This window comes from Enterococcus sp. HMSC061C05, from assembly GCF_001814765.1.
GTDB lineage: Bacteria > Bacillota > Bacilli > Lactobacillales > Enterococcaceae > Enterococcus_B > Enterococcus_B lactis.
On the sequence record NZ_KV817756.1, the window covers coordinates 15,925 to 40,951 of the forward strand.

Consider the following 25,027-nt stretch of genomic DNA (forward strand, 5'->3'; position numbering starts at 1 on the left):
TGCGGCTGATCCAGCCGCTTCTTTCTTCTAAACGATGAAAAAAATCTATCGCTTCTTTTTTCTATTCACAGTCACCAGTTTTTTATATGCTATTTCTTTTGCTGGAACCGAAATGATCAAATCAGCGATTCCAGAAATCCATTCATCGATCATCATCGAAGCAGCGAGTGGTGAAGAAAATCAGCAGGAAATGTACCAGACGATTGCGAAATATGCTAGAGAAAAGCAATTGGATCTCCATAAGATCCTCTTTCGAATCGGCAAAGATGGGGAAACGTATAAAGATATCTATACATTTGGTAAAGAAGGGTATTCGACCTATAGCTTTTCCCCTATAGCATCCGATTATCCTATCAATTTTTATGATTCTTCGAAACTATCTACTGAAGAAGTACTTGGCGGTTATATGATCACAGAGGAACCGCCTGCCAATATGATCGAAGAATTTTATGATATGGGGATGGAAATAACGATTGAAAGGGCACAATGGCCGCTTTATCTAGCTTCAGGTTTGCTATTAAGTATCGGTCAATTGTTCTGTATGCTTTTCTTGTGCTTATTCTTAGCTCTATTATTCTATAAGTCCTCTATGAGAAAGAAAGTCGGGATTCTCGAAACACTTGGACGAAGCAAAGCAAAACTAGTGTGTAAAGATAGTTTGATAGATGCGGCCATCTTCACGGTTATTTTAGCTGGCTTTGCATGGTTTTATCCCTATCTGCACTTTCTTTATCCCCAGATTCTGTTATGGGGGATCGTTGGAATCATCATCATGCACATATCAAGCAGCTGGGTGATTTATTCATGGGGATCGATTGCTGATAAAATAAAGGGACATAAACCGTATAGATGGCTGTCCTACACGAATCACCTTATCAAGGCCGCCTTGCTTGTATTTATCGTAGTAAGCGGGAATATGATCTTGTCTAGTATGGATGAGAACAAACAACTAGAACAGCAATTAGCTTATTGGAATGACATTCCTGATTATTATCACTTGAGATTTAGTAATATCACGACCAAATTACCAGATAATTCTAGAAATTTTACGAGAGAAGAAAGAAAAAAAGAAGCGAAAAGGATCAATCAGGACATGCTTCCTTTATTAGAACGAGCAGAACAATCAGGTGGGATCCTTTTGAGGGATAATGAATTTGGCCATACGAGTGACGTTCTTACCTACATTCAAAATGATGCTTATTGGTTAGTCAACCATAATGCCGTACACGAATTGAAAGTCAAAGATATACACGGAAAACCAATCTATCCATTAGAAGATGCCTTCTTCTATGTGTTGATCCCAGAAAATAAAAAGCAATACACGGATCTGATCGTTAAAATGGCAGAAGATGAAATCACTTTTTACCAGAATTCCTTCGAGTATGAACAAGACGAGTATCAGGGGGAATTAAAGGTGATCTATACCCAATCGAATCAAATCATCTTTAATTATAATTTTGATTTACTTGAGAATATCTTTTCTTTCAATCCGATCATTGTGTCCATTTCTTTGCCTTTGATCCAACCTAATATAGAGATATGGATAAGTGAGGTATCGAACGGCTCCTATTTGTTTCGAAATGGTCGAGAAGTTCAAGTGTTTATTGAAGAGAATGGCATTGAAGATGATTTTTACGGCCTAACATCTGTGAAAGACAGAATCAGCGAAGTAATTGCAAAAGCGCGTTCAGAATTTTACACAGCGCTAGTCGTCTTCTTACTGATTCTTATCAGTTTTGTTGCTATTGAACTATATGCGAGCATGATTTATGCAGAAGTAAATAAGAAAGAATCATTTTTAGCGTACATTACTGGTAAACCGCTGTTCCAGCGTCACAAAACTTACTATTTCATGACGGCAGGGATATCTTCAGGTGTTTTAGGGATCTTACTCATATGGCAGAAGGACTTATGGCCGATTGCACTGACTGTATTCAGCTTTGAGCTGTTTTTGCTGCTCCCAACGACTTATCTATCTGAGAAAAAGCAACGGCTGGAGGTGATCAAAAATGATTGATGTTAGAAAAATCACAAAAAAATACAAAGAGAAAACGATTTTTGAACACCTTTCTTTTTCTGTGCCCGCGGGTTCTATGCTTGCCATCACAGGAGAAAGTGGGATAGGTAAAACGACTTTATTGAATTGTTTAGGCCAGCTGGAAACGATAAATGAAGGGGAAATCTTGATCAATGGCCAAAAAATCAGCCGAAAAAACAGAAAAACATTTTTTCGGGAACAAGCTGGTTTTTTATTTCAAAACTATGCACTGATCGACAACGAAACAGTGAAGCAAAACTTGACCTTGGTCTCAAAAGAGGAGCAGAAAATCAAAGAATCCCTCGAAAAATTTCAGGTAGACCATTTGATAGACAAAAAAATATTTCTCTTAAGCGGAGGCGAACAGCAGCGAGTAGCTCTTGCTCGTTTATTTTTGAAAGAACCAAAGATCATCTTTGCAGATGAGCCAACAGCCTCTCTTGATCAAAAGAACAAAGAAATCGTTCTTCAAGCACTACAAGAACTGAATGCAAAAGGAGCTACGGTCCTTGTGGTTACCCATGATCCAACATTGGCAGCAGAATTCGATCATGTGTTGGACATGAATGAATGGAAGAAATCAATCCAATAAACCTTATTTATGTGTTTATTCTGTTGGTTTTGTCTGATAGTTTACCAGTGATTGGACTGTTTTTTTCAATCGTTTTATTGAAAAGTCATCAGCCAAAGATTCACCCACGATGGATAAAATGGTGTGTTCATTTTGCTCCTTTTTCAAGTGTTACTAACGGTGATTCTTCTATTGAGCATTCATGTTTCAGAGTTTCAGCTAGTACCCGCCCAAGAAGTCATTGAAAACATACGAGAATAAGGGATTGTACAAAAAAAGGAATGTGACAATAGTCGTGTCACATTCCTTTTTTGTATGAATAGTGTTCAATCAGCTATTCCACGGTATTCGTTCAAGAAACGGCAAAATATGAGAAGCTGTCTTTCTGTTTATTTCTCTAATACTCCGAACTAAACGGCTTTTTCACAACCTCTCGTCAATCACTAGGATTATTAAAGCTTTACTTACCTTTTACCCGAACCATTTCAAATTTAACAAAAAACCAGTATAATAAGGAAGTATCGAAAAAATATCCATAAAAGGAATGTGGAAAATGGACAACCAGCTGACAAAAGAACTAAAAGAAAATTATAACATCGTTTTTCACGATCTAAATTTGCTTGAACAAGCTTTTACCCATTCATCCTATGTGAATGAGCATCGCAATCTGCAATTATCGGATAATGAACGACTTGAATTTTTAGGAGATGCCGTTTTAGAATTGATGGTTTCTCAGTATTTATTCCGTTTATATCCTCATTTGCCAGAAGGAAAATTGACAAAAACACGAGCAGCGATCGTTCGCGAAGACAGCTTATCGAAATTTGCCAAAGAATGTCACTTTGATCAATATGTTCTGTTGGGCAAGGGAGAAGAGAATTCAGGAGGACGTACGCGACCAGCATTGCTTTGCGACCTATTCGAAGCTTTTTTAGGCGCGTTATATCTTGACCAAGGATTCGACACGACCCATGCGTTCATCGAAAAAGTGATTTTTCCTAAAGTCAAAGCAGGTGCTTTTTCACATGAGATGGATCATAAAACAAAATTGCAAGAAGTCTTGCAAAAATCAGGTGATGTATCGATCGAATACCGATTGATCAATGAAGAAGGTCCAGCTCATGAACGAGTATTTTGGATCGAAGTTTACGTAGATGATCAATTGATTGGCACTGGACAAGGAAAATCGAAAAAATTAGCAGAACAAGCTGCGGCGGAAAATGCATTGGCAGCACTGTAAAAGTAAGTGAGGGAAAGCTTTGTATTTGAAACGAATTGAAATAGCCGGTTTTAAATCATTTGCAGACAAGACAGTCATTGATTTTGAAAACAGCGTCACAGCAGTGGTTGGACCAAATGGCAGCGGAAAAAGCAATATTACAGAAGCTATCCGCTGGGTATTAGGAGAACAATCTGCTAAAAGTTTGCGAGGCGGAAAAATGCCGGATATCATCTTTGCCGGTTCCGATACCCGTAAGCAGCTGAATATTGCAGAAGTCACAGTGATTTTAGACAATAGTGATCATTATCTGCCATTGGAGTACAATGAGATCAGTGTAACCCGCCGTTATCGACGGACTGGGGAAAGCGAGTTTTTCATCAATAAACAAAGCTGCAGATTAAAAGATATACAAGAATTGTTCTTAGATTCTGGATTAGGAAAAGAATCGTTCTCAATCATTTCTCAAGGAAAAGTAGAAGCGATTTTCAGTAGTAAACCGGAAGACCGTCGTGGGATCTTTGAAGAAGCAGCTGGTGTGTTGAAATACAAGCAGCGGAAAAAGAAAGCAGAACAAAAGCTTTTTGAAACAGAAGACAACCTCAGCCGCGTCCAAGACATCATCCATGAATTGGAAGAACAGTTAACTCCTTTGGCCGCCCAGAGTGAGGCAGCAAAGGAGTTTTTACGGCTAAAAGAAACACTGACTCAAACCGATGTTTCTTTGATGGTTGCTGAAATCAAGACAGCAAAAAAAGATTGGGACAACAAACAAGCACAGCTTGCGAAATTCAATCTAGAATTAGGCAAACTATCTGAGTCGATCCAAGAACAAGAATCCATTTTGGCGAAGCAGCGTAAAGAAAATGCGCAAGCCGACCGTCTGATCGAAAAAAATCAGCAAGTATTATTAGATCTTTCGGAAAAACTGAAGCAGACAGAAGGACAAAAAGATGTTTTGCAGGAGCGGACAAAGCATACACAAAAAAGCTCGCAAGAATATCAAACTTCATTAGCAGAAGCACAAAAAAAGGTTAAACATTTTGAAAAGCTTCAAGAAAGCTTGATGAAAGAAGCAGCAGAAAAAGAAACAGAGATCCAAAAAGCTGAAGCAAATCTCATAAAAACACAGCAAGAATTAGAAAAATACCAAAAATCAACGAAAGAATTATTGGCAGAATTAAGAGATCAATATGTTGATTTGATGCAAGAACAAGCAGCTGTAGGAAACGAACTGAAGTATCTGGAACGTCAATATGTACAAGAAACAGCAAAAAGCAAGCAGACGTTAGCCAAGCAATCGGAAGTAGAAGCATCAGTAGATCGATTGATCTTACAAAAAGAAGAATTGACACAAAAGCAGGCGCAGCTAAAATCATCTTTAACTGAAACAAAAGAGAAGTTAGAAATGATCCAACGAAACGGGAAAAAGTTCCAAGAAGCATTAGCAAAAGAACAGCCTAAAATGTATCAATTGATGAATCAAGTCCAGCAGCTGCGTGCTCGTCAGAAAAGCCTTCAAGAAATCCAAGAAAACTATTTTGGTTTTTACCAAGGCGTTCGATTGGTCTTGCAGCATAAACAGCAGCTTTCCGGTATTGTCGGAGCAGTGGCTGAACTGATCGACGTCCCTGCAGATTTCACGTTAGCCATTGAAACAGCTTTAGGTGGAGCAGCTCAACATGTCATCGTTGAAAATGAAAAAGATGCTCGGCAAGCCATCACGTATTTGAAACAGCAAAGAGGAGGAAGAGCAACATTCCTTCCGCTGACGACAATCAAACCAAGACAGTTACCAGCTCATATATTGACACAAGCAGCAGCTATAGAAGGGTTTATAGGGATTGCCAGTGAACAAGTTGCTTATCCTGATCAAATTCAAACAGTGGTTCAAAACCTGTTAGGAACGATTCTTTTAGCAAAAGACTTAACTAGTGCCAATGCGATCGCACAAACGATCCGCTATCAATACCGAGTGGTTTCCTTAGAAGGTGACGTGATGAATGCCGGAGGATCCATGACAGGTGGAGCGAACAAACGAGGAAACCAAGGCAGTTTGTTTGTACAAAACCAAGAATTGAAACAGTTGACTAGTGAATTCGAAGAAGCAGATAAACAACTTCAAGTGCAAGAAAAGAAAGTTCAGGAGCTGCAGCAAGAAACAGCTCGTTTAGCCGAAGAACAAGAAGTTTTGCGTACACGAGGCGAACAATTACGTTTCGAAGAACAAGAAGCGACAAATCAGTTGCAAAACATCATAAACGAACTTGAACGTTTTGAAAAAGAAAAGCAAATCTCAACTTTTGAGACACGTGAGCTACAGCAGTTTATCGAAGATTACGAAAAACAAACGAACGAGTTGAAAGACAAACAAACAGATCTTGAAACGCAACGTCAACAAATCGACGAAGAGATCAAATCTTTAAGTCAAGAAAGTGACCAGATGGAAGCCAGAAGAGCACAAGTGCAAAGTCAAAAAGCACAAGAACAAGCAGATCTTGCTGTCTTGAAAGAGCAGTTTAATCATCTGCAGATCCAGCTCCGCGGTGCCCGAGTCCAAAAAGCAGAGGCAATCGAACGTCAAGAAGCGATAGAAAAACAGTTGGCGACATTGACAGCAGACTTTTCTGATCATGAAGTCACAGAAGAAAGTTTGGAAAAACAAATTAACGAATTATCTGCTCAGCGAGAAACATTGAAAGCTGAGTTGGCAAAAGCCAAGGAGCAGCGAGATAGAAGGCAGAGGGAAATCGATGAGCTTGAAGCAGTCTTGGCAGAGCGTAATCGTGAGCAAAAAGCACGACTGTCGGAACAATCCAAATTAGAAGTCCAAAAAGACCGAGCTGAAATGATTTTAGATAATCATTTGACCTATCTGCAGTCAGAATATCAGCTGACATTTGAGAAAGCTTCCCATGACTATCAAGAAACAACCGATATCGAAGACAGCAGAATAAAGGTTGCCTCCTTAAAAGAACAAATTGAAAAGCTAGGACCAGTAAACTTAAATTCAATCGAACAATACGAACAAGTCAGTGAAAGACATACCTTCTTAGCAACACAGCGAGATGATCTGTTAGCAGCGAAAAACCAGTTGTTTGAAACGATGGATGAGATGGATGATGAAGTGCGGACAAGATTCAAAGAAGTATTTGAAGCTATCCGTCAAGAATTCAAAATTGTCTTTCCAAATATGTTTGGCGGCGGTAAAGCTGAATTAGTATTGACAGAACCAACGGATCTGCTGAAAACAGGTATTGAGATTGAAGTACAACCTCCTGGCAAGAAACTGCAAAGTTTAAGTTTGCTTTCCGGAGGAGAACGAGCACTTACAGCCATTGCGCTGCTCTTTTCTATTATCCGTGTCTGTCCTGTTCCGTTTTGTATCTTAGATGAGGTAGAAGCAGCGTTAGATGAAGCAAATGTGAAACGTTTTGGTCGTTACTTAAGCGACTTCCAAGATGACACACAATTTATCGTAGTCACACACCGCAAAGGAACGATGGTCGCAGCAGATGTACTGTACGGAGTGACGATGCAGGAATCCGGTGTATCAAAAATCGTTTCTGTACGGATGGAAGATATCAATGAAGAGGCGAAAATCAACGAAACGAAAGTGTAGGAACGAAAATGATCAAATTAGTAGCAATCGATTTGGATGGTACATTATTAAATGAACAAAAGCTGATTTCAGATGAGAATAAACAAGCATTAGCACAAGCAAAACAGCAAGGGGTCAAGATCGTTCTATGTACAGGACGCCCCTTAGCTGCGATGGCGCATTATCTGCAAGAATTAGGGCTGGTAGATGAGGGTGACTATAGCATCACTTTCAACGGCGGTTTGGTACAAAAAAACGATACTGGTGAAATCATGGAAAAGAAAGTGATGGAAGTATCAGATATCCAACACTTATACAAATTGGCTCAGCAATTGGATCTGCCACTAGATGTTTTGTCTGACAATGTGGTTTTACAGCTGCCTAGTGCACCAAGGAAGCAATCCTTGTACAATGTATTGAATAAGCTGCTGCAATTCCAACCAGCGGATATAAGCGATATTACAGATGAATTTGTGCTTAATAAGGCAGTAATCGCTTATGACCAAGAAGAATTAGATCCTAAAATCAAAGAAATACCAGCAGAATTCCATGAAATGTATGAGATCATCAAAACGAGAAGCATGCTTTTGGAATTTATGCCAAAAGGTGTCACAAAAGCTTATGGTATTTCTTTATTGGCAAAAGATCTTGGTTTGAAACAAGAAGAAATCATGGCAATCGGTGATGAAGAAAATGATTTACCGATGATCCAATACGCTGGTCTAGGCGTAGCGATGGAGAATGCTGTGCCTTTCGTCAAAGAAGCAGCAGATTTTGTGACAGCCAGCAATGAAGAAAATGGCGTAGCCAAAGTGATCCAAAAATTTGTATTAGAGTAGGGGGGAGTCAAATGGGATTTTTTGATAAAATCAAGCGTGCTTTTACTGGCGAAGAGAAAACGGAAGAAGTTGAAGTACAGGAGAAGTACGACAAGGGTTTAGAAAAGACGCGTAAAACATTTGGTGAACGGATGAATGAGCTGTTTGCCAATTTTCGAACAGTCGATGAAGACTTTTTTGAAGAATTAGAAGAAACACTTATCGGGGCAGATGTAGGTTTTGAAACAGCGATACGAATCACCGAAGCGTTACGTCAAGAAGTGAAACTCAGAAATGCGAAAAAATCGGCAGAAGTCCAAAATGCGATCATCGAGAAACTTGTGGATCTCTATGAAGCGGAAGGAATCAATGAAGTAAATGAACTAAATATCCAAGAAGACGGACTAACAGTTATTTTGTTTGTCGGCGTCAATGGTGTAGGGAAAACAACAAGTATTGGTAAACTTGCCCATCAGTTCAAAAACGAAGGTAAAAAAGTATTGATGGCAGCAGCAGATACCTTCCGTGCTGGAGCAATCGACCAATTAGTTGTCTGGGGCGAACGCGCTGGTGTTGAAGTTGTTCGTGGCAATGCAGGCGGCGATCCAGCAGCTGTCGTATTCGATGCTTTGGAAAGAGCAAAGACAGAGCAGGCAGATGTTTTACTAGTTGATACTGCAGGCCGACTGCAAAATAAAGTGAACTTGATGAACGAATTAGAAAAAATAAAACGAGTAATCCAGCGGGAATTACCAGAAGCACCCCAAGAAACATTACTTGTATTAGATGCAACAACTGGTCAAAACGCGATGGTTCAAGCAAAACAATTCAAAGAAACAACAGATGTGACCGGTCTTGTTTTGACAAAATTAGATGGTACAGCAAAAGGCGGTATCGTACTTGCTATCCGTAATGAATTGCATTTACCAGTGAAATTGGTTGGGTTGGGTGAAGGAATCGATGACTTGGAGCCGTTTGATCCAAACGATTTTGTCGTTGGATTATTCAAAGGATTGCTAAAAGAAGAATAACCCATGTCTAAAAAGCAGGAGCTGTGACAAAAGTTGCAGCTCCTTGTTTGAATGATTGTTTTTAACATAGCTGTGTTTTTGATGCCTTCATTTTTATACTTATTTGTAAGCGGTTCTCAAACAATTTCGTTCTTTTTCTTAGACTTTTTGATTATAATTAGATTCATATGAATTGGAGGTCACTTAATGATGAATTTTAAGCAATTATTATTGCATGACAATGCGCGCCCTTTTATCGACCAAGCTCGATTTGGTATAGAACGGGAAGGACAGCGGGTTGATCTTGCAGGAAATCTAGCAAAAACCGATCATCCAGCAATCTTTGGCGATCGATCTTATCACCCCTATATCCAAACAGATTTTAGCGAAACACAAACAGAGATGATCACCCCTGTTACCGATTCTATTCCCGAATTATTTCAGTATCTGGCTGCTGTTTATGATGTGACTGCTCGTTCTATACCGAAAGAAGAGATGATCTGGCCATTAAGTATGCCACCTGCCTTACCGGAAAAAGACGAAGAAATCATTATTGCAAAATTAAAAAGTTTCGAAGATGTCTTGTATCGACGTTATTTAGCAAAAGAATACGGGAAGCGAAAACAAATGGTAAGCGGCATCCATTTCAATTTTGAATTTGGTGGCGAATTGTTAAGAACATTGTTCAGCCATCAGGAAGAATTTCAGGATTTTTCTGAATTCAAAACAGAACTTTATTTGAAAACAGCGAGAAATTTTTTACGCTATCGCTGGATGATCACTTATTTATTTGGTGCTTCACCGATGAGTGAGAAGAACTATTTTATAAATGAATCACACCCGCAAGAACCTGTTCGCAGTATTCGAAACAGTGCGCTAGGCTACACGAATCATCCAAATGTGAAAGTTTCCTATGCTTCCATGAAACAGTATTTAGCAGATATTGAGCGAATGATCGAAGAAGGGAAACTTTCGGAGGAGAAAGAATTTTATACACCGCTTCGTTTCCGAGGCGGAAAGAAAGTCGCAGATTTAGCAACAACAGGCGTTCGTTATATTGAATTGCGGAATATCGATCTGAACCCTTACGCAAGGCTGGGAATCAATCCGGAACAAGTTCGTTTCTTACAATTATTCCTGATGTATATGCTATGGACAGAAGAAAAAGAAGACAGTGACCAATGGGTGGCAGAAGGTACGACTCGAAATAACAAAGTAGCACTAGAACAACCATCACATCAGACTGAATTTCATCAAGAAGGTAAAGAAATCCTTGAAGGGATGAAGCAAATGCTGGTTGAATTGGATTGGTTGGATTCTCTTTATTTAGTGGAGGAAGCATTGACTCAAATGGATCATCCCGAACAAACGTTAGCAGCGAAACTCTATCAAGAAGCACAGCTATCGAGTCAGCAAGAAGTTGCTGTGGCATTGGGGCATCAATATTATAAAGAAAGTCATGAACGTCCCTATCAGTTGGCCGGTTTTCGCGAAATGGAACTTTCTACTCAGATATTTATGTTCGATGCCATCCAAAAAGGTGTCCAAGTCAAAGTATTAGATGAGTCGGATCAATTTTTGCGTCTGCAATACCAAGACCATGTAGAATATGTGAAAAATGCAAACATGACAAGTAAGGACAGCTATATCGTTCCACTTATCATGGAAAACAAAACAGTAACGAAAAAAGTTTTAAAAGAAACTGGGTTCCGAGTACCAGGAGGCGCAGAATTTTCATCCATGGAAGAAGCCGTAAAAGCTTATCCAAGATTTGCCGATCAGGCCTTTGTGATCAAACCTAAGTCCACAAATTACGGGTTAGGTATCACGATTTTCAAGGAAGGGGCTGATCTGGAGGATTATCAAGCAGGATTGGCGATTGCTTTTCGTGAAGACAGCTCGGTTTTAGTAGAAGAATTTATGCCGGGAACGGAATATCGTTTCTTTGTAATTGATGGAGAAGTCCAAGCCATCATGTTGCGGGTCCCTGCTAATGTTATTGGTGACGGTATCCGAACAGTGAAAGAACTTGTTGAAGAAAAAAATAGTGACCCTTTGCGTGGAACGAATCATCGTGCACCGTTGGAATTGATCCAATTAGGCGAATTAGAACAATTGATGTTGAAAGAACAAGGGTTAACGATCGAATCAGTTCCCCAAGCCAATCAAATTGTTTATCTAAGGGAGAACTCAAATATCAGTACGGGCGGTGATTCGATCGATATGACGGATGAATTTTCTGAAGCTTACAAAAAAATCGCCGTTTCTGCGGTAGAAGCACTAGGAGCTAAAATCAGTGGTATTGATTTGATCATACCAGATAAAGAAATCGATCCTACAACCGATAAAAAAGCATACGGGATCATTGAAGCAAATTTCAATCCAGCGATGCATATGCATGTTTATCCTTTTGCAGGAAAAGGCAGAAGATTGACGATGAATGTATTGAAATTGTTATATCCTGAAGTATTTTAAACGAAAAAGCTTTTGACAGATTGTCCTATTTGATGTCAATCTGTTCAAAAGCTTTTTTGCATGTAAAAATTTATGTGTTTTTTCGATTTAAAATAAACGATCCCAGAAGCTTTTTTTCTTTTTTGGTTTTTCTTTTTCAGCTGGCGAAGAGTTTTCTTCTGGGTATTTTTTTTCGATATCGATCACAGGTTCATTTACTGCTTCTTTTGCTGTTAAGAGCAATCCGAATTCCTCAGGATTTGCAGTGACGTGATCGTTGACTACAGTGAAACGGCTATTGTTTTTCGTTGCTAGCTGGATATATTGGTTTTGGACAGAAAGGGGTAGAGCCCCATTCAAGAGTATGGAAGCATCTGGATGTTTTTTGAGTTCTTTTAAAAAGTTTTCTTTGTTTTTTGGTTGGATCATTTCAGCAACAGTCATACTAAGATAGCAACGTTCCCTGAATGTCCCTAAATATTTATGCTGTTCTTCAGGGTTCACTAAAGGTGTACCATAAAGTCCCTTATCCAAATGGCTTTTTACATCATCTTGTGCCATAAAAAATACCCTCCTTCTTCTCTTTGTCTTTCTTACGATTATAGCATATTCCCAATAATACCTAAAACATATGAAAAAGCGGTTGCTTTTGTTCAACGATTCACTTAAAATAAGAATGAAAATCATTCTCAATTAGAAAGGTGGATTGGATGCGCTACGGACGACTAGTAGCATTATTAGTTATTTTAAGTAGTATTTCATTGTTCATCGGAGTATCGAATGTACAATTGTCAGAACTGCTCCAGTTAGATGGGCAAAGCTTACAAATCTTGCTAGCGACTCGTTTGCCACGAACGATTTGTTTGATCCTTGTGGGAGCGACCAGTAGTATTTGTGGGTTGATTATGCAACATTTGACCCAAAATAAATTTGTTTCACCAACGACTGCGGGCACGATGGATAGTGCGCGTTTAGGTATTTTAGTGGCTATGATTTTCCTACCTAGTGCATCCTTGATTGTCCGATCCTTGACAGCATTTTGCTTTGCTTTCGCAGGAACATTGCTTTTTTTATCCCTTACGCGATTGTTCCCCCAGAAAAATCAATTGATGCTTCCGTTGATTGGGGTCATGTTAGGGAATATCATTGGTTCAGTTGCTACTTTTTTTGCTTATCAATTCCAGTTGGTACAAAATATGACTTCATGGCTTCAAGGGAATTTTGCGACTGTGATACGAGGAAATTATGAGTTATTGTATGCTGTTGTTCCATTGTTGTTCTTGGTTTGGCTATTTGCTTACCGATTTACGATCATTGGTCTGGGCGAATCGTTTGCAGTAAATTTGGGAATAGATTACCAGAAGATGCAGCTTTTAGGTATTGGCTTGGTTTCATTGGCTAGTGCAGTCATGTTGATCATGGTAGGAAGCATTCCTTTTATCGGAGTGATCATTCCGAATCTTGTCTCTAAAATATATGGAGATCAAGTGCACAAAACCATTGGCGTAACTGCTTTAGCAGGTAGTTTGTTCTTAGTATTTTGCGATCTTGTCGCTCGTGTGTTGATTTTTCCTTATGAAATACCAGTCAGTGTGATCGTTGGAATCATCGGTGGGGCTATCTTCCTTTATCTTCTGATAAGGGGGCGACGATATGCTTAAAAAAAAGCCGTCTATTTTTATTGGTATGTTTGTTCTTGTTCTATTTGTTACAGGAGTGTACTTGACGATCCATACATATGGAAACTGGCATTTTGCGTGGGTATTGAGGAGTAAGAAAATTTTTGCATTTATCCTTGTCTCGCTAGCTGTCAGCAGTGCTACGATCAGCTTTCAGACAATTACGCATAACCAGTTTTTGACTCCTTCCGTATTGGGACTTGAGTCGTTATATGTCCTTGTCCAAACGGTCCTTTTCTTCTTTATCGGAGGAGTGACGATGCTTCAGCAGACAGGTACAGGTTTTTTCTTATTGAACGTTGGGCTGATGGTCGGGTTGAGTCTGTTGTTATTTTTCTTTCTTTTGAAAAAAATGAAAGCAAATCTTTTTTTATTACTGATGTCAGGGATGATTTTAGGCACGCTTTTTGGTAGTGTCAGTACCTTTTTACAAGTCATCATGGATCCGAATGAATATGATTTGCTTCAAGGGAGATTATTTGCAAGTTTTGGCAATATCCAAAGCCAGTATCTTTTGCCTGCTTCTTTGATCATTATCGGCTGCTGGTACCTGTTATTTCGATATCGACATGTGCTAGACGTTTTCCATCTTGGGAAGGAACAAGCTGTAAACCTTGGGGTAGACACAGATCGATTTGAATTTTTTATTTTGTGTTGTGTCAGTCTTTTGACAGGGACATCAACGGCTCTTGTGGGTCCAGTTACTTTTTTAGGGTTTATTGTCGCAAATGTCAGTTACCGTGTATTTTCTACTTATCGTCATGGTCAGCTATTTATCGGAAGCTTTCTGGTAGCTATGCTGTTTCTGACAGGAGGACAGATCGCAGTAGAGCAGATTTTCGGCTGGAATACAACAGTGAGTGTCGTCGTTGAATTTGTCGGAGGAATTTATTTTGTCACAAAATTGATTCGCGAAAGGAAGAGTATCTTATGATCGATTTACAAAAGGTCAATAAACTGTACCATGGAAAATCAGTGGTCAAAGATGTACAGTTAACGATTCCTGAAAAGAAGTTGACTGCTTTTATCGGTCCAAATGGTGCTGGAAAGTCAACGGTGTTGTCGATGATCAGTCGTTTGATACCAAAAGATACAGGTGAAATCTATTTAGACCATAACGAAGTAAAGGCTTGGAAATCCAATGAATTAGCCAAAAAATTATCGATCTTGCGACAATCGAATGAAATAAATGTCCAAATTACTGTGAAAGAATTAGTAGAATTTGGACGATTTCCTTATACGAAAGGAAAATTGACGACTAAAGATCAGAAAATCGTTCAGGAATCACTGGAACACCTCGGGTTAGAAGAAATAGCAGATCAATCGATTGACACTCTTTCAGGAGGTCAACTCCAACGTGCGTATATTGCAATGGTACTAGCGCAAGACACGGATTATATTTTGCTGGATGAACCTTTGAACAATCTAGATATGAATTTTGCTGTTCAAATCATGCAGATCTTAAAAAAGTTAGTACAAGAAATTGGGAAAACGATTGTTATCGTTCTTCATGATATCAACTTTGCTGCAAGTTATGCAGACGAGATTGTTGCAATGAAAGAGGGGCAGTTATTTACGCAAGGAACGACCCAAGAAATGATAAAAAAAGATGTATTGGATGAATTGTACGAAATGGACATACGGATTTGTGAGATTGAAGGCCGCAGATTCTGTCTTTATTTCTAAAACTAACATTAGGAGAGAAGAGATGAAAAAATTAGTAGTAGGTATCTTGATTCTAGCATCATTTGGTTTAGCAGCATGTGGAAATAGTAACAACACCAGTCAGGCAGATACAAAGAAAAGCAGTACGCAAGCTGAAACAGCGTTAACGATAAAAGACAGTAATGGCGATCAAATCGAGGTGCCAAAGAATCCTGAAAAAGTCGTCGTATTCGACAATGGTTCTTTAGATACGATGGATGCTCTTGGTGTTGGAGATAAGGTAGTTGGAGCAGCTACGAGCAGCCTTCCTGAGTATCTTTCCTCCTATAAAAAAGTGGAATCAGCAGGTGGGATCAAAGAACCAGACTTAGAAAAAATCAATCAGCTTCAGCCAGATCTGATCATCATTTCTGGCCGGCAAAGAGATTTTCAAAAAGATCTAAGTCAAATCGCTCCGACTATTTTCCTTTCTTTAGATGCGAAAAAGCCATGGGAATCTTTCCAGCAAAATGTCACTACTTTAGGGGAAATCTTTGGGAAGCAAGAAGAAGCCAAAACTCAATTAGAGGAATTATCCAATGCAATCGATCAGACGAAAAAGAAAGCAGAAGCGTCTGATAAAAAAGCACTAGTCACACTTGTGAATGAAGGGCAATTGTCAGCCTACGGATCAGGTTCTAGATTTGGTTTCATCCATGATTTATTTGGCTTTGAACAAACGGATGATCAAATCGAAGCATCCACTCACGGTCAAAGTGTTTCTTATGAATATGTGCTAGAAAAAAATCCGGATATCTTATTTGTGGTAGACCGAACAAAAGCTATTGGTGGAGACGACAGCAAAGATGATATTTCTGCCAATGAACTGGTAGCACAAACGAATGCTGGTAAAAATCAGCAGATCATCTCCCTTGAACCAGATGTCTGGTATTTAAGCGGGGGCGGTTTAGAGTCAATGAAACTGATGATCGAAGATGTGGATCAAGCATTTAAGTAGAATCAAAAATAATCGAAAAAATTGAACCTACCGCTAAAAGTTAGATTTTCCAGCTAACTTTTAGAGGTAGGTTTTTATGTGTTTGGGAAATCTTTTTTCTTTAATACTCAGGTTAAAGCGCTAATTTCACAACCTTTATTCACGCATGTGTCTCAGCAAGCGGTTGATAGTTGATGATCTGCATTTTTCGATAAAAATCGGCAGGAAGCTTACTCCAACGTTTTAATAATTGATAGAAATAACTTTCTTCTGCTTTGATCTTATACTCGCTTAATATCAATCCGAAACTATTCGTTTGTTTTGCAGCTAATTTTTTATAGATATCCAATGCTTTTGTTTTATCTTCATTGACAAAAAGTGTTTTTACTTCAATATAAGAACCCTCGATGTTTTGTGTTTCTTCGATAAAATAGATACTTTTTATATATTCTTTCATAGTGATTCCTCCAAAGAAGTCTTTTTATTTGATAAGTTTACTTTACCGAAGAGTTGTTAATAATCCGTGAACAAAAAGTTATTCTTTTTCCAATAGTTATTAAGGGATGTTTATTTTTTAGAATATACTTTGTTATTTAAGGAATGGATAAGGTTGGACAAATAACAGGTTGCTTTTTGGAGCCTGCTTCGCTATAGTAGAGAAAAAATAACGAAAGAAGCGGATTTAGATGGGAGAAGAAATTAAAACAGACCTTGTACTGGCAGAAAATCAATGGATAGAAACAGAACGACTTATTTTACGACCCGTCACTTTAGCAGATACAGAGGATGTATATGAATATGCAAGTGATGAGGTAACGACACGGTTCCTCTTTCCCGCAAACCAATCATTAGCAGAAACAAGAGCAACTATTGCTACATCCTTTATAAAGGACCCTTTAGGAAAATATGGTATAGAACTAAAAAAATCAGGTAAACTGATCGGAACGACAGATATCCGTGTGAATGACCACAATGGGACTGCCGAAATCGGGTATGCGCTCAATTCTGCCTATTGGGGAAATGGCTATATGCCTGAAGCTACCGCTGCTTTGCTGAAACTAGGTTTCGAACAATTAGATCTTGTAAGGATCTTTGCTACCCATGACGTGAGAAATTCCAATTCGGGGCGGGTAATGGAGAAGTTACATATGAAAAAAGAAGGATTGATCCCAGATGCTGAGCGAAGAAATGGCGAAGTGGTTTCTTTAGTGATAAGAGGAATCACAAAATCCGAATGGTTGGCTCTCCAACAAACAGGAAACAGCTAAAACCAGACAAATTAGTTGCATCTGATGAATAAAGTGATTATTCTATGACGTGAGGTGATACAGATGAAATTAGAAGTGACAAAAGAAGCACAAGAAGTATTGAAAAATAAATTAGAAGCAGATGATCAACTTTTATTAGATATCGAAAACGGCGACGGTCCATTTGCAGAAAGCCAAGTCAGTTGCCAATTAGACACGGCATTTCGATTGATCATTGTTAAAAAAGATACACAAACAGATCTAAGTCTTTATTCTGTAGTGGCTGATACACCAGTTGGACCAATCAAAATCAAAGACAGTGCAATACTTTACATGGATGATCCATCAACACTTGCTTTAGAACCAACTTACAATAGTTTACAATTAAAAGGACCAAGCGGCTTGAGAAAAGGCAACTTGCAAGTTGTTCGAAAAGACTAGAGGGATAAAATGGGAAAATTGGCGGTCATCAGCGACTTACATGTGGACATCAATAAATTCGGCGAATCAGAGCTGATGCAGCTTTGGCAAGTTTTGCAAAAGCACAAGATCACTCGGCTTCATCTAGCCGGAGATACGGCCAATAAAGTAGATCGTTGCCTAGCTGTTGTCGAATTTTTCGTCAATAAAGGATTATCTACGACCTTTCATTTCGGCAATCACGAGTTGGCAGATGTGCCCAATGAACAGATGATGGACCATTTTCCAGACCCACATTTTTTAAATGAACGGTATATTGCTTTAAATGAGCAGACCGTTCTTTTAGGAATGAATGGCTGGTACGACTATCAGTTTTCCGAATTGAAAGATTACGATGCAATCGTACGAATGAAACGTTTGTATTGGTATGATCGGTTCATCCAGCGTGGGAAAACAGATCTCGAGGTCAATGCAGAAATGCTTGCAGCTGCAAAAAATTTGCTAGACCAGTTGGAAGCAAAAAAGCTTGAGGTCATTCTATCCACTCATTTCGTTCCTAAACGAGCATTTATCGTGTATCAATCTGCTCCTTATGAGCGTTGGAACAAATTAAATGCGTTTTTAGGATCAGAATCATTCGGGAAATTATTAGACCATTACTCAAATATCAAACAAGTAGTTTTTGGTCATACGCATCGGCGGTTCGAAGATCAGTTGATCCATGGAGCAATTTATAGTTGTCGACCATTCGGTTATTATTATGAATGGCAACTGACTCGTGATTTTGTTTTGAAAGAACAGTTGTTAGACAGCTATGATCCTATGAAATTACGCGTACTCTTGCGTGCCCATCACCCAGCTTTTCAGGCCTATCAAACACAACACTTGCAAGAGGAATTTGAACAAGCGATGACGATCATTTCGTATTGAGACAGCATTAGCGATGTGTAAAAGAAAATCCCTGTTAAATATAAGGATAAGTAAGAGCAGTAGATCCATTTATCGTGGATCTGCTGCTTTTTTGCTGTGGAGAATAGTTAGCGAATGTTTATTTGATCAATTGGTTCATAACATAGGGAGTACTAGATGCAAGCGTTTATTCTTTTTTTATCTGATACTGTCAAAAAATAATATAATATGTATTTTTTATTTACTTATAATAACTATTGATTGCAGTCTTGACAGTCAAGTCATATTTTGATGGATGGGGGTGTGAGACGTACAAATGATTTTAAAGACTATGACAGCTATAGTTCTAATTTTAATTGCATCAAGCGGCAATAGAAAAATAAGAATCAAAACGGACTGATGATCACCTAACAACTAATCGACATATATGAGCAGACACGGGACGATATTCTTCTCTCTCATAAGTTCCGTAAAGCAAACATGTGCTATGGATCGATTGTATATTTATTAAAAAAAGAAAGAGGAATGGCAATGATGAAAAAAGAAACTATATTAGTAGCAACGATGTTATTCAGTATGGCAGTAAGTGCGACTTTTGTCTCTGCAGCTGAAGTATACCCAAAGGAATATAACACAGACGGAACGATCACATTTGAAGCAGGAGATGAGGGAATAACTCCTCCAGTTGATCCGGAAGATCCTGATCCCAACGTCCCTGTCGATCCAGTAGACCCTCCAAGTCCTGGAACAGGAGGAGCATTATCGATTGATTATGGATCAAAATTCAAATTTGGGACTCAAAAAATTTCTACTGCAGATAAAACGTATTATGCATCTGCTGATGAAATGACTGATGGTTCTAAAAAACCGACATATGTCCAAGTGACAGATAAAAGAGGAACACTATCTGGGTGGAAATTAAGTGTAGCACAACCAGAACAATTTAAAACTGCCAGTGGGGACGAACTAGTTGGAGCACAGCTGAAGTTTACGAAAGGACAGGCTGTTTCTTTGGTTGATCCAACATATACACCTGAAACGGTTAATTCTGAATTAACGCTGACACCAGGAGGAAATAATACGTTAGCAATCAATGCTAAATCAGGAACAGGTGTGGGGACTTGGGTCTATCGATTTGGTGCGAATGAAAATGAAAATAAAGATGCGGTACAGCTTTCGGTACCTGGTACATCGGTCAAGTTAGCACAACAATATTCTACTAAATTAGTTTGGACATTAGAAGATACACCCAATAACTAGTTTACTTGCAAGAACAGTTGAAAATAAGCATGCAGTCAAACGGTTTTGTGAAGACAATCTAAACAAAGGTTGGTAAAGGCCAAGCTATATTAGTTTGGACAGGAACAGTTCATCTGGGAATTCAACGATCAGGAGGAAAAGATATAGTGAAAAAGAGAAGAATCGCGCTCATTTTAAGCAGTCTATTAGCGACTAATATCTTTCCGATTATAGGGTATTCTTTGGAATCGAATCAGTTGGTGAATGATAATAGAAGAGTCGAAGAAAGCAAAGAGCCTTCGACACTCGATCGTTTAACAGAATCTAGCCAGATCCAAGAAAGCAGTGAGAATTCAAGTACTACTAACAGTAAAGAGACCACTGACAAAGAAGAATCTGAAGAGTTAATCAAACAGCCATTAGAGAATGCCCCGACTTATCGAGTGGGGCTGCCTAATGATCCCAATATTATTTCTATTGATAAGATTTTTCAACAACCTATCGGCACCAGCACATCCATATTGGAAAACGGGAAGCTATTGCAACTGAATCCAGCAGAGAGGTCTCAAAGAGGAGCTATTTGGTCAAACAATAAAATCGATTTACGCTCAGATTTTACATTTAAATGTTATTTATATTTAGGAAATCAACGAGATAAAGCAGGAGATGGTATGACTTTTACATTGACTGGTGATTCTAGAATGGCTAATGATCCCAGTCAAGTTATCGGTTCCCCAGGTATGGGAATTGGTTCTTATTCGACTCGATCAGGACAGCCTTATGTCGCAAATGCACTCTCGATTGAGTTCGACACATATAAAAATAGTGGCTCTTCTGATCGAATGGATCGTGAAATAACTGCCGATAATAAGGGACATGGACATGTCGCCTTTGTCACTCCTAAACCAAATAACAACAATTATTCCGGAGAGCATACTGGCGTAACAGTAGCACCTACCTTTCTCTCTGATGGTACATGGCGTACATTAATCATTCAATGGGACGCGTCTCAAAGAAGTCTCACCTATGATCTGGAAGGTGTCGGTCGCTCTTCTCACATTGTACCTGATCTCATCAGTCAATTCGGTTCTACAGAAGTAAATTGGGGATTTACTTCTTCAACAGGTACATTTTTTCAAGAAAACGCTATCGCGATGACGCAACTTCCATCTAATGTGTCATCATCAGCTGATGTAAAAGTCAATGATAGTGATTATGGGGCCATCGCTGAAGTTGAAAGAAACGATAAGATAACTATCAGAAATACATTGAAAGTTACTGGGAATTTTCTTGAAGATAAGAAATTGGAGACTAGTATAGACCTACCACAAGAATTAAATATTCCTGAGCGTGTCTTGATCAACGGAAATCAAGTTGATGCCAAAGATATCCTGATAACAGGAAACCGAGTCACACTCAATCTAGGAGATTATTTTGTTCTTGGAGATACATTGATTATTGAGTTGGAAACAGACTTGCAAGAAGTCATTCCCGAAAAGGTACTGACTATGCACTTTGAATATCTTGAGAATGCAAAGTTAATTGAGCAGTCAAATGATATAAGTCTGACGATTGCGAAGCTGAAGGAAATAGATGTCCATGTTTATTATAAAGAGAAAGAGAGTCAAAATGAACTCGCAGAAATGAAAACAATCACTGGAAAAATCGGAGAGAGTTATAAAGAAGTTCCTATTGATATTGAGGGATATGTTTTTGACTCTGATTCAGCGAATACAGAAGGTGTCTTTTCCGAAAATACAGCGGATATCTATTTTTATTACAGAAAAGGAAAGCTTTATCTTTCAGCGGCTCCTCAGTATGTAGATTTTGGGCAACATAAAATATCCAATAAACCATTAAGTGTATTTGGGCAGTTCTCAGGTGGATTGAAAATCATGGATGAACGGGCTTCTGGAGGTTGGACATTACAATTGAAACAAGAAAAAGTTCTTACAAATGGAACGTTTGAACTCCCGGAAGCTCTTTCGTTTGTTACTTCTGAAGAGACAACGGTTATAGGGTCATCTGCTGTTACGATTTTTGAAAGTGACCAAAAAGGCGAAAGTGATTTGTCTGCTATTTTAGATTCTACATCTCAACATGGAATCAGAATAGATATTCCTGTAGAAAATCAAAGGATTGGAACATTTGAGGGGAAACTATCCTGGATTCTTGCAGATGTTCCAGAAAATTAATAAAAAGAGAAGATGAGGACAAAAGCATGGTTCACCAAGGACAACAGGAACCATAAATACTTATTTCCTGCACAGCTTAAAATGGCAGAGACACGCTTTTGTTCCCGTCTTTTCTTACATATGATGAAAGGAGCGATTTTCTTGAAACCAAAACAGCAATTATTTATAACACTCCTAGTTATTATAGGGACACTTTTTAACCATTTACCAGTGACAGCTAGTGCATTCAATTTTTCGGTGACGCCAATAACTTCAGAGAATCAGATCGATAAAAGAAAAACTTATTTCGATCTCCAACTTGTTCCAGATCAGGAAGTAGAATTAAAAGCAGAATTGAGAAATGATACGGAAAAAGAAGTGAAAATCGACATTTCTGTGAATAGCGCAACGACTAATTCAAACGTGATGGTTGAATATGGAAAAAATGAGATTGAAAAAGACGAAAGTCTAATCTTTGATCTGATCGACTATGTGAGTTATCCAGAGACAGTGACACTGGAACCTAAAAGCGTTCAAACCGTGGTTTTCCATGCCAAGATGCCAAAAGATCGATTCGATGGTGTATTGGCTGGTGGAATCACATTCAAAGAAATTGTGACGGAAAAGGATCAAACAGAAAACAAGGATCAAAGCTTATCGATTGAGAATGAATACGCCTATACTGTGGCCTTGTTAATGCGACAGACACTGAATGAAGTTGCTCCTAACCTAGTACTCCATGAAGTTAAACCTGATCAAATCAATGCAAGAAATGTCATTTTAGCAAACGTTCAAAATGATCAAAAAACCTATATCAATCAGGTAGTTATTGAAACAAAAATTACAAAAAAAGGACATTCTGAAGTTTTATATCAGGAGGAAAAAGAAGGATTGCAGATTGCGCCGAATACAAACTTTTCTTTTCCAACAGCTTTGAATGGTCAGCCACTAACTCCAGGCGAATATCATCTCACAATGACCATTCTAGGAAATGAAAATGAAAATGGAAAATTCTCAAGAAAAAAAGAAAATACCACTATCAACTATACCGACCAATGGATATTTGAAAAAGTGTTTATGATAGACGGGAAAGAAGCCAAGGAATTGAATACGAAGGATGTGACGATTAAAAAGACCAATAATTGGATCTACATCTTGGAAGCGCTGATTTTCTTGTTGTTCGTTTTAATACTTATCCTTTGGTTTATTTTGAGAAAGAAAGAAGAGAAAGAAAAGTAAAATCAAAATAACAAATAATAGTTTTTCCTTATTGCGTGATATTTAAGTCCTTTTTCGATAGTATAAAATGCTTTTGTATTAGCGTAGATGCCTATAAGTAAATGATATAATCATTATAACAGGTATAACAGTAAGAATGGTCAATAAACGGATCCTCCAGGTTGTATGTAGCGTACAGTTGGGACGATGTAGGAAATACGAATAAGAAGGGATAGTAGCAGTGAAGGAATGGAAACAGCAATATACGTAGAAAGAGCTGATGGCTAATGAATTATGAGTTTTTTTTAAGCAAGGAAGATTATAGAAGTTATTCATTACTTAAATATTTAGAAGCAAGCTCAAATTTATCAGAATCAATCTCGGATATTCAAGAGAAACTATCGTTATCGACATTTCTCTTGAAAAAAACTATCGATAAGCTAAAACATGATTTACAAATGTTCGATTTAGAGAAAAATTTTCGTCTAACTGTTAATGAATTGATGATATGTTTGGAAATCAATGGTAAAAGTTCTAGTAAAGCCCTATTATCTCGCTATATAACAGATTCTTTATCCATGAAAATGGTATTGGCTTTCTTTCAGGAAAAATATATCTCAATAGAAAATTTTGCTGAACAGCATCATGTGAGTTATTCTGTGGCGTATAAAGTATTGCAAGGGCTGAAAAGAAATCTAAAAAAGTATCAAATTTTTTTTGAGAAAAGAAAGTTGACAGGAAATCCTAAAAACATCCGCCTTTTTTTATATAATCTTTTTAACTCAACAGAAATAAGTGTTGAAAAGTTGTATGCGCTACCTATAATTATAAAAACAGAAAAAATGGTAAAAAATTTAAATCGGTATTATCCTCTTTCCGCTTATGAAAAAAAGAAATTATTCCACTTTTTAGCAATCAATCTATTGTCTGAACAAGAAGATTCTTTAGATATTGTCAACAATCAGCCGCTATTTTTCTCAGATATAGGATTTTTCTATCTAAAAGGAGTACTGGAGACAGAATCAGTTGTTTTTATCTGTAAGATCCTCTCGTGGCTTTATCTCCATGATAAGTTAGATCAAAAGTATTTGAGGAAAAAAGAAGATGAAACAATCGAATGGTTGAATGAGCGGTTCATTGAAAGTTTTGAAAAACGGTTCAAACGGTTACCGAAAGAAACGAGAAAATCGATCCAAAATGAGTTAACCAAAATACATTTTAAACTTTTGCATTATACCCTTAATAAATCGGATGAATTTCCACTAGATATTTCTTTTTTTAATCAAAACTATCCTACATTTTATTGCTATCTATTAGAGTATATGAATGATCTAATGTCAAAACACAAAGAGTTGCTTCAAGATAAATTTTTTCTTTTTTTCAGTTATTTATTGTTATTGATCAATCACATACCCGTTCAACTAGTTTCTGAGCCAGTAAAGATCATCATCGATTTTTCCTATGGTGCTGCCTATAATCGATTTATCAAGAAAAATTTAAGTTTGTACATTAATCTGAATACGGAAGTGATAGAGGCTGGAAAACCTGATTTTCCGGATGTTATAATCACGAATAGAAACAATTTATATGAAGAAAGTGTGTCTCAAGTAGTGGTTTGGCTTGATCCGCCAAGAGCAGTAGACTGGGGGAACCTTACAAAGATTTTGTTGACTATCCAAGAAGAGAAATACAAAGACAGCAAAATTGACAAGCAAATAGACGATTTTCCTGAAGAAATCATCGACAGGATCGAATAGTGAACTTCTTTTAGAAAGTCCACCTGCTTTTT

The 25,027-nt window shown here is 38.0% G+C and carries 20 protein-coding genes; 18 read left to right on the forward strand and 2 right to left on the reverse strand.

Going from position 1 to position 25,027, the window contains the following annotated elements:
• Positions 1 to 34 precede the first annotated feature (34 nt).
• The 7 genes from HMPREF2988_RS10920 to gshAB all read left to right on the forward strand — a co-directional run bounded on the left by HMPREF2988_RS10920 (position 35) and on the right by gshAB (position 11,732).
• The gene (locus HMPREF2988_RS10920; protein WP_070770643.1) at positions 35 to 2,017 is read left to right on the forward strand and encodes a DUF1430 domain-containing protein; all 1,983 of its coding nucleotides are present in this window, start codon (positions 35 to 37) and stop codon (positions 2,015 to 2,017) included.
• Entirely contained in the window at positions 2,010 to 2,630 is a 621-nt protein-coding gene (locus HMPREF2988_RS10925) for an ABC transporter ATP-binding protein (RefSeq protein ID WP_070770644.1), read from the forward strand. The genes HMPREF2988_RS10920 and HMPREF2988_RS10925 overlap by 8 nt, the downstream gene beginning before the upstream one ends.
• 532 nt (positions 2,631 to 3,162) lie before the next feature.
• Complete coding sequence (rnc, locus tag HMPREF2988_RS10930; protein WP_002287896.1) at positions 3,163 to 3,849, forward strand: ribonuclease III; 687 nt, start codon at positions 3,163 to 3,165, stop codon at positions 3,847 to 3,849.
• A 19-nt stretch (positions 3,850 to 3,868) separates the two neighbouring features.
• Positions 3,869 to 7,450, forward strand: a complete 3,582-nt coding sequence (gene smc, locus HMPREF2988_RS10935; protein ID WP_070770645.1) for a chromosome segregation protein SMC — start codon at positions 3,869 to 3,871, stop codon at positions 7,448 to 7,450.
• Between the two features lie 8 nt (positions 7,451 to 7,458).
• Positions 7,459 to 8,268, forward strand: a complete 810-nt coding sequence (locus tag HMPREF2988_RS10940) for a Cof-type HAD-IIB family hydrolase (protein WP_070770646.1) — start codon at positions 7,459 to 7,461, stop codon at positions 8,266 to 8,268.
• A gap of 11 nt (positions 8,269 to 8,279) precedes the next feature.
• Positions 8,280 to 9,278, forward strand: a complete 999-nt coding sequence (ftsY, locus tag HMPREF2988_RS10945; protein ID WP_002287900.1) for a signal recognition particle-docking protein FtsY — start codon at positions 8,280 to 8,282, stop codon at positions 9,276 to 9,278.
• Between the two features lie 186 nt (positions 9,279 to 9,464).
• Positions 9,465 to 11,732: a bifunctional glutamate--cysteine ligase GshA/glutathione synthetase GshB gene (gene gshAB / locus HMPREF2988_RS10950; protein ID WP_070770647.1), complete on the forward strand. Its 2,268-nt coding sequence runs from the start codon at positions 9,465 to 9,467 to the stop codon at positions 11,730 to 11,732.
• A gap of 87 nt (positions 11,733 to 11,819) precedes the next feature.
• On the opposite strand, the gene HMPREF2988_RS10955 is transcribed toward gshAB, so the two are convergent.
• Positions 11,820 to 12,272, reverse strand: coding sequence for a YueI family protein (locus HMPREF2988_RS10955; protein ID WP_002315517.1), 453 nt, complete (start codon positions 12,270 to 12,272; stop codon positions 11,820 to 11,822).
• A gap of 149 nt (positions 12,273 to 12,421) precedes the next feature.
• Between HMPREF2988_RS10955 and HMPREF2988_RS10960 the strand changes: the two genes are divergently transcribed.
• The 4 genes from HMPREF2988_RS10960 to HMPREF2988_RS10975 are packed head-to-tail and all read left to right on the forward strand — an operon-like array spanning position 12,422 to position 16,052.
• The gene (locus HMPREF2988_RS10960; RefSeq protein WP_070770648.1) at positions 12,422 to 13,372 is read left to right on the forward strand and encodes an ABC transporter permease; all 951 of its coding nucleotides are present in this window, start codon (positions 12,422 to 12,424) and stop codon (positions 13,370 to 13,372) included.
• The gene (locus HMPREF2988_RS10965; RefSeq protein WP_070770649.1) at positions 13,365 to 14,324 is read left to right on the forward strand and encodes an iron chelate uptake ABC transporter family permease subunit; all 960 of its coding nucleotides are present in this window, start codon (positions 13,365 to 13,367) and stop codon (positions 14,322 to 14,324) included. Before HMPREF2988_RS10960 ends, HMPREF2988_RS10965 begins: the two co-directional genes overlap by 8 nt.
• The gene (locus HMPREF2988_RS10970; protein ID WP_002372520.1) at positions 14,321 to 15,076 is read left to right on the forward strand and encodes an iron ABC transporter ATP-binding protein; all 756 of its coding nucleotides are present in this window, start codon (positions 14,321 to 14,323) and stop codon (positions 15,074 to 15,076) included. The genes HMPREF2988_RS10965 and HMPREF2988_RS10970 overlap by 4 nt, the downstream gene beginning before the upstream one ends.
• A 22-nt stretch (positions 15,077 to 15,098) precedes the next feature.
• Positions 15,099 to 16,052: a siderophore ABC transporter substrate-binding protein gene (locus HMPREF2988_RS10975; protein WP_002290487.1), complete on the forward strand. Its 954-nt coding sequence runs from the start codon at positions 15,099 to 15,101 to the stop codon at positions 16,050 to 16,052.
• Between the two features lie 139 nt (positions 16,053 to 16,191).
• Here the strand turns inward: HMPREF2988_RS10975 and HMPREF2988_RS10980 are convergent, their stop codons facing one another.
• Positions 16,192 to 16,488, reverse strand: coding sequence for a hypothetical protein (locus HMPREF2988_RS10980; RefSeq protein ID WP_002290488.1), 297 nt, complete (start codon positions 16,486 to 16,488; stop codon positions 16,192 to 16,194).
• A gap of 229 nt (positions 16,489 to 16,717) precedes the next feature.
• Between HMPREF2988_RS10980 and HMPREF2988_RS10985 the strand changes: the two genes are divergently transcribed.
• From HMPREF2988_RS10985 to HMPREF2988_RS11015, 7 genes are all read left to right on the forward strand, one after another.
• Positions 16,718 to 17,299: a GNAT family N-acetyltransferase gene (locus HMPREF2988_RS10985; protein WP_070770650.1), complete on the forward strand. Its 582-nt coding sequence runs from the start codon at positions 16,718 to 16,720 to the stop codon at positions 17,297 to 17,299.
• 63 nt (positions 17,300 to 17,362) lie between these two features.
• A complete protein-coding gene (locus HMPREF2988_RS10990; protein WP_002287910.1) occupies positions 17,363 to 17,719 on the forward strand; it encodes an iron-sulfur cluster biosynthesis family protein in 357 nt (118 codons plus the stop codon).
• A 9-nt stretch (positions 17,720 to 17,728) separates the two neighbouring features.
• A complete protein-coding gene (locus HMPREF2988_RS10995; RefSeq protein ID WP_070770651.1) occupies positions 17,729 to 18,628 on the forward strand; it encodes a metallophosphoesterase in 900 nt (299 codons plus the stop codon).
• 513 nt (positions 18,629 to 19,141) lie between these two features.
• Entirely contained in the window at positions 19,142 to 19,867 is a 726-nt protein-coding gene (locus tag HMPREF2988_RS11000) for a WxL domain-containing protein (protein WP_025477444.1), read from the forward strand.
• A gap of 146 nt (positions 19,868 to 20,013) precedes the next feature.
• A complete protein-coding gene (locus HMPREF2988_RS11005) occupies positions 20,014 to 22,041 on the forward strand; it encodes a lectin-like domain-containing protein (protein WP_070770652.1) in 2,028 nt (675 codons plus the stop codon).
• A 120-nt stretch (positions 22,042 to 22,161) separates the two neighbouring features.
• The gene (locus HMPREF2988_RS11010; protein WP_070770660.1) at positions 22,162 to 23,259 is read left to right on the forward strand and encodes a WxLIP family cell surface protein; all 1,098 of its coding nucleotides are present in this window, start codon (positions 22,162 to 22,164) and stop codon (positions 23,257 to 23,259) included.
• Positions 23,260 to 23,741: 482 nt separating this feature from the next.
• Positions 23,742 to 24,995 (forward strand): helix-turn-helix domain-containing protein, encoded by a 1,254-nt coding sequence (locus HMPREF2988_RS11015; RefSeq protein WP_256924706.1) that lies wholly within the window; start codon positions 23,742 to 23,744, stop codon positions 24,993 to 24,995.
• Positions 24,996 to 25,027: the final 32 nt, after the last annotated feature.

Excerpts from the sequence above, each read along its gene's own strand:
- rnc (WP_002287896.1), top strand. The coding sequence starts at position 3,163 with ATGGACAACCAGCTGACAAAAGAACTAAAAGAAAATTATAACATCGTT.
- gshAB (WP_070770647.1), top strand. The coding sequence starts at position 9,465 with ATGATGAATTTTAAGCAATTATTATTGCATGACAATGCGCGCCCTTTT.
- HMPREF2988_RS10990 (WP_002287910.1), top strand. The coding sequence starts at position 17,363 with ATGAAATTAGAAGTGACAAAAGAAGCACAAGAAGTATTGAAAAATAAA.
- ftsY (WP_002287900.1), top strand. The coding sequence starts at position 8,280 with ATGGGATTTTTTGATAAAATCAAGCGTGCTTTTACTGGCGAAGAGAAA.
- HMPREF2988_RS10980 (WP_002290488.1), bottom strand. The coding sequence starts at position 16,488 with ATGAAAGAATATATAAAAAGTATCTATTTTATCGAAGAAACACAAAAC.
- HMPREF2988_RS10965 (WP_070770649.1), top strand. The coding sequence starts at position 13,365 with ATGCTTAAAAAAAAGCCGTCTATTTTTATTGGTATGTTTGTTCTTGTT.
- HMPREF2988_RS11000 (WP_025477444.1), top strand. The coding sequence starts at position 19,142 with ATGAAAAAAGAAACTATATTAGTAGCAACGATGTTATTCAGTATGGCA.
- HMPREF2988_RS10925 (WP_070770644.1), top strand. The coding sequence starts at position 2,010 with ATGATTGATGTTAGAAAAATCACAAAAAAATACAAAGAGAAAACGATT.
- HMPREF2988_RS10955 (WP_002315517.1), bottom strand. The coding sequence starts at position 12,272 with ATGGCACAAGATGATGTAAAAAGCCATTTGGATAAGGGACTTTATGGT.
- HMPREF2988_RS10960 (WP_070770648.1), top strand. The coding sequence starts at position 12,422 with ATGCGCTACGGACGACTAGTAGCATTATTAGTTATTTTAAGTAGTATT.
- HMPREF2988_RS10970 (WP_002372520.1), top strand. The coding sequence starts at position 14,321 with ATGATCGATTTACAAAAGGTCAATAAACTGTACCATGGAAAATCAGTG.
- HMPREF2988_RS10995 (WP_070770651.1), top strand. The coding sequence starts at position 17,729 with ATGGGAAAATTGGCGGTCATCAGCGACTTACATGTGGACATCAATAAA.
- HMPREF2988_RS10985 (WP_070770650.1), top strand. The coding sequence starts at position 16,718 with ATGGGAGAAGAAATTAAAACAGACCTTGTACTGGCAGAAAATCAATGG.
- HMPREF2988_RS10940 (WP_070770646.1), top strand. The coding sequence starts at position 7,459 with ATGATCAAATTAGTAGCAATCGATTTGGATGGTACATTATTAAATGAA.
- HMPREF2988_RS11010 (WP_070770660.1), top strand. The coding sequence starts at position 22,162 with ATGATGAAAGGAGCGATTTTCTTGAAACCAAAACAGCAATTATTTATA.
- HMPREF2988_RS10920 (WP_070770643.1), top strand. The coding sequence starts at position 35 with ATGAAAAAAATCTATCGCTTCTTTTTTCTATTCACAGTCACCAGTTTT.
- HMPREF2988_RS11015 (WP_256924706.1), top strand. The coding sequence starts at position 23,742 with ATGATATGTTTGGAAATCAATGGTAAAAGTTCTAGTAAAGCCCTATTA.
- HMPREF2988_RS10975 (WP_002290487.1), top strand. The coding sequence starts at position 15,099 with ATGAAAAAATTAGTAGTAGGTATCTTGATTCTAGCATCATTTGGTTTA.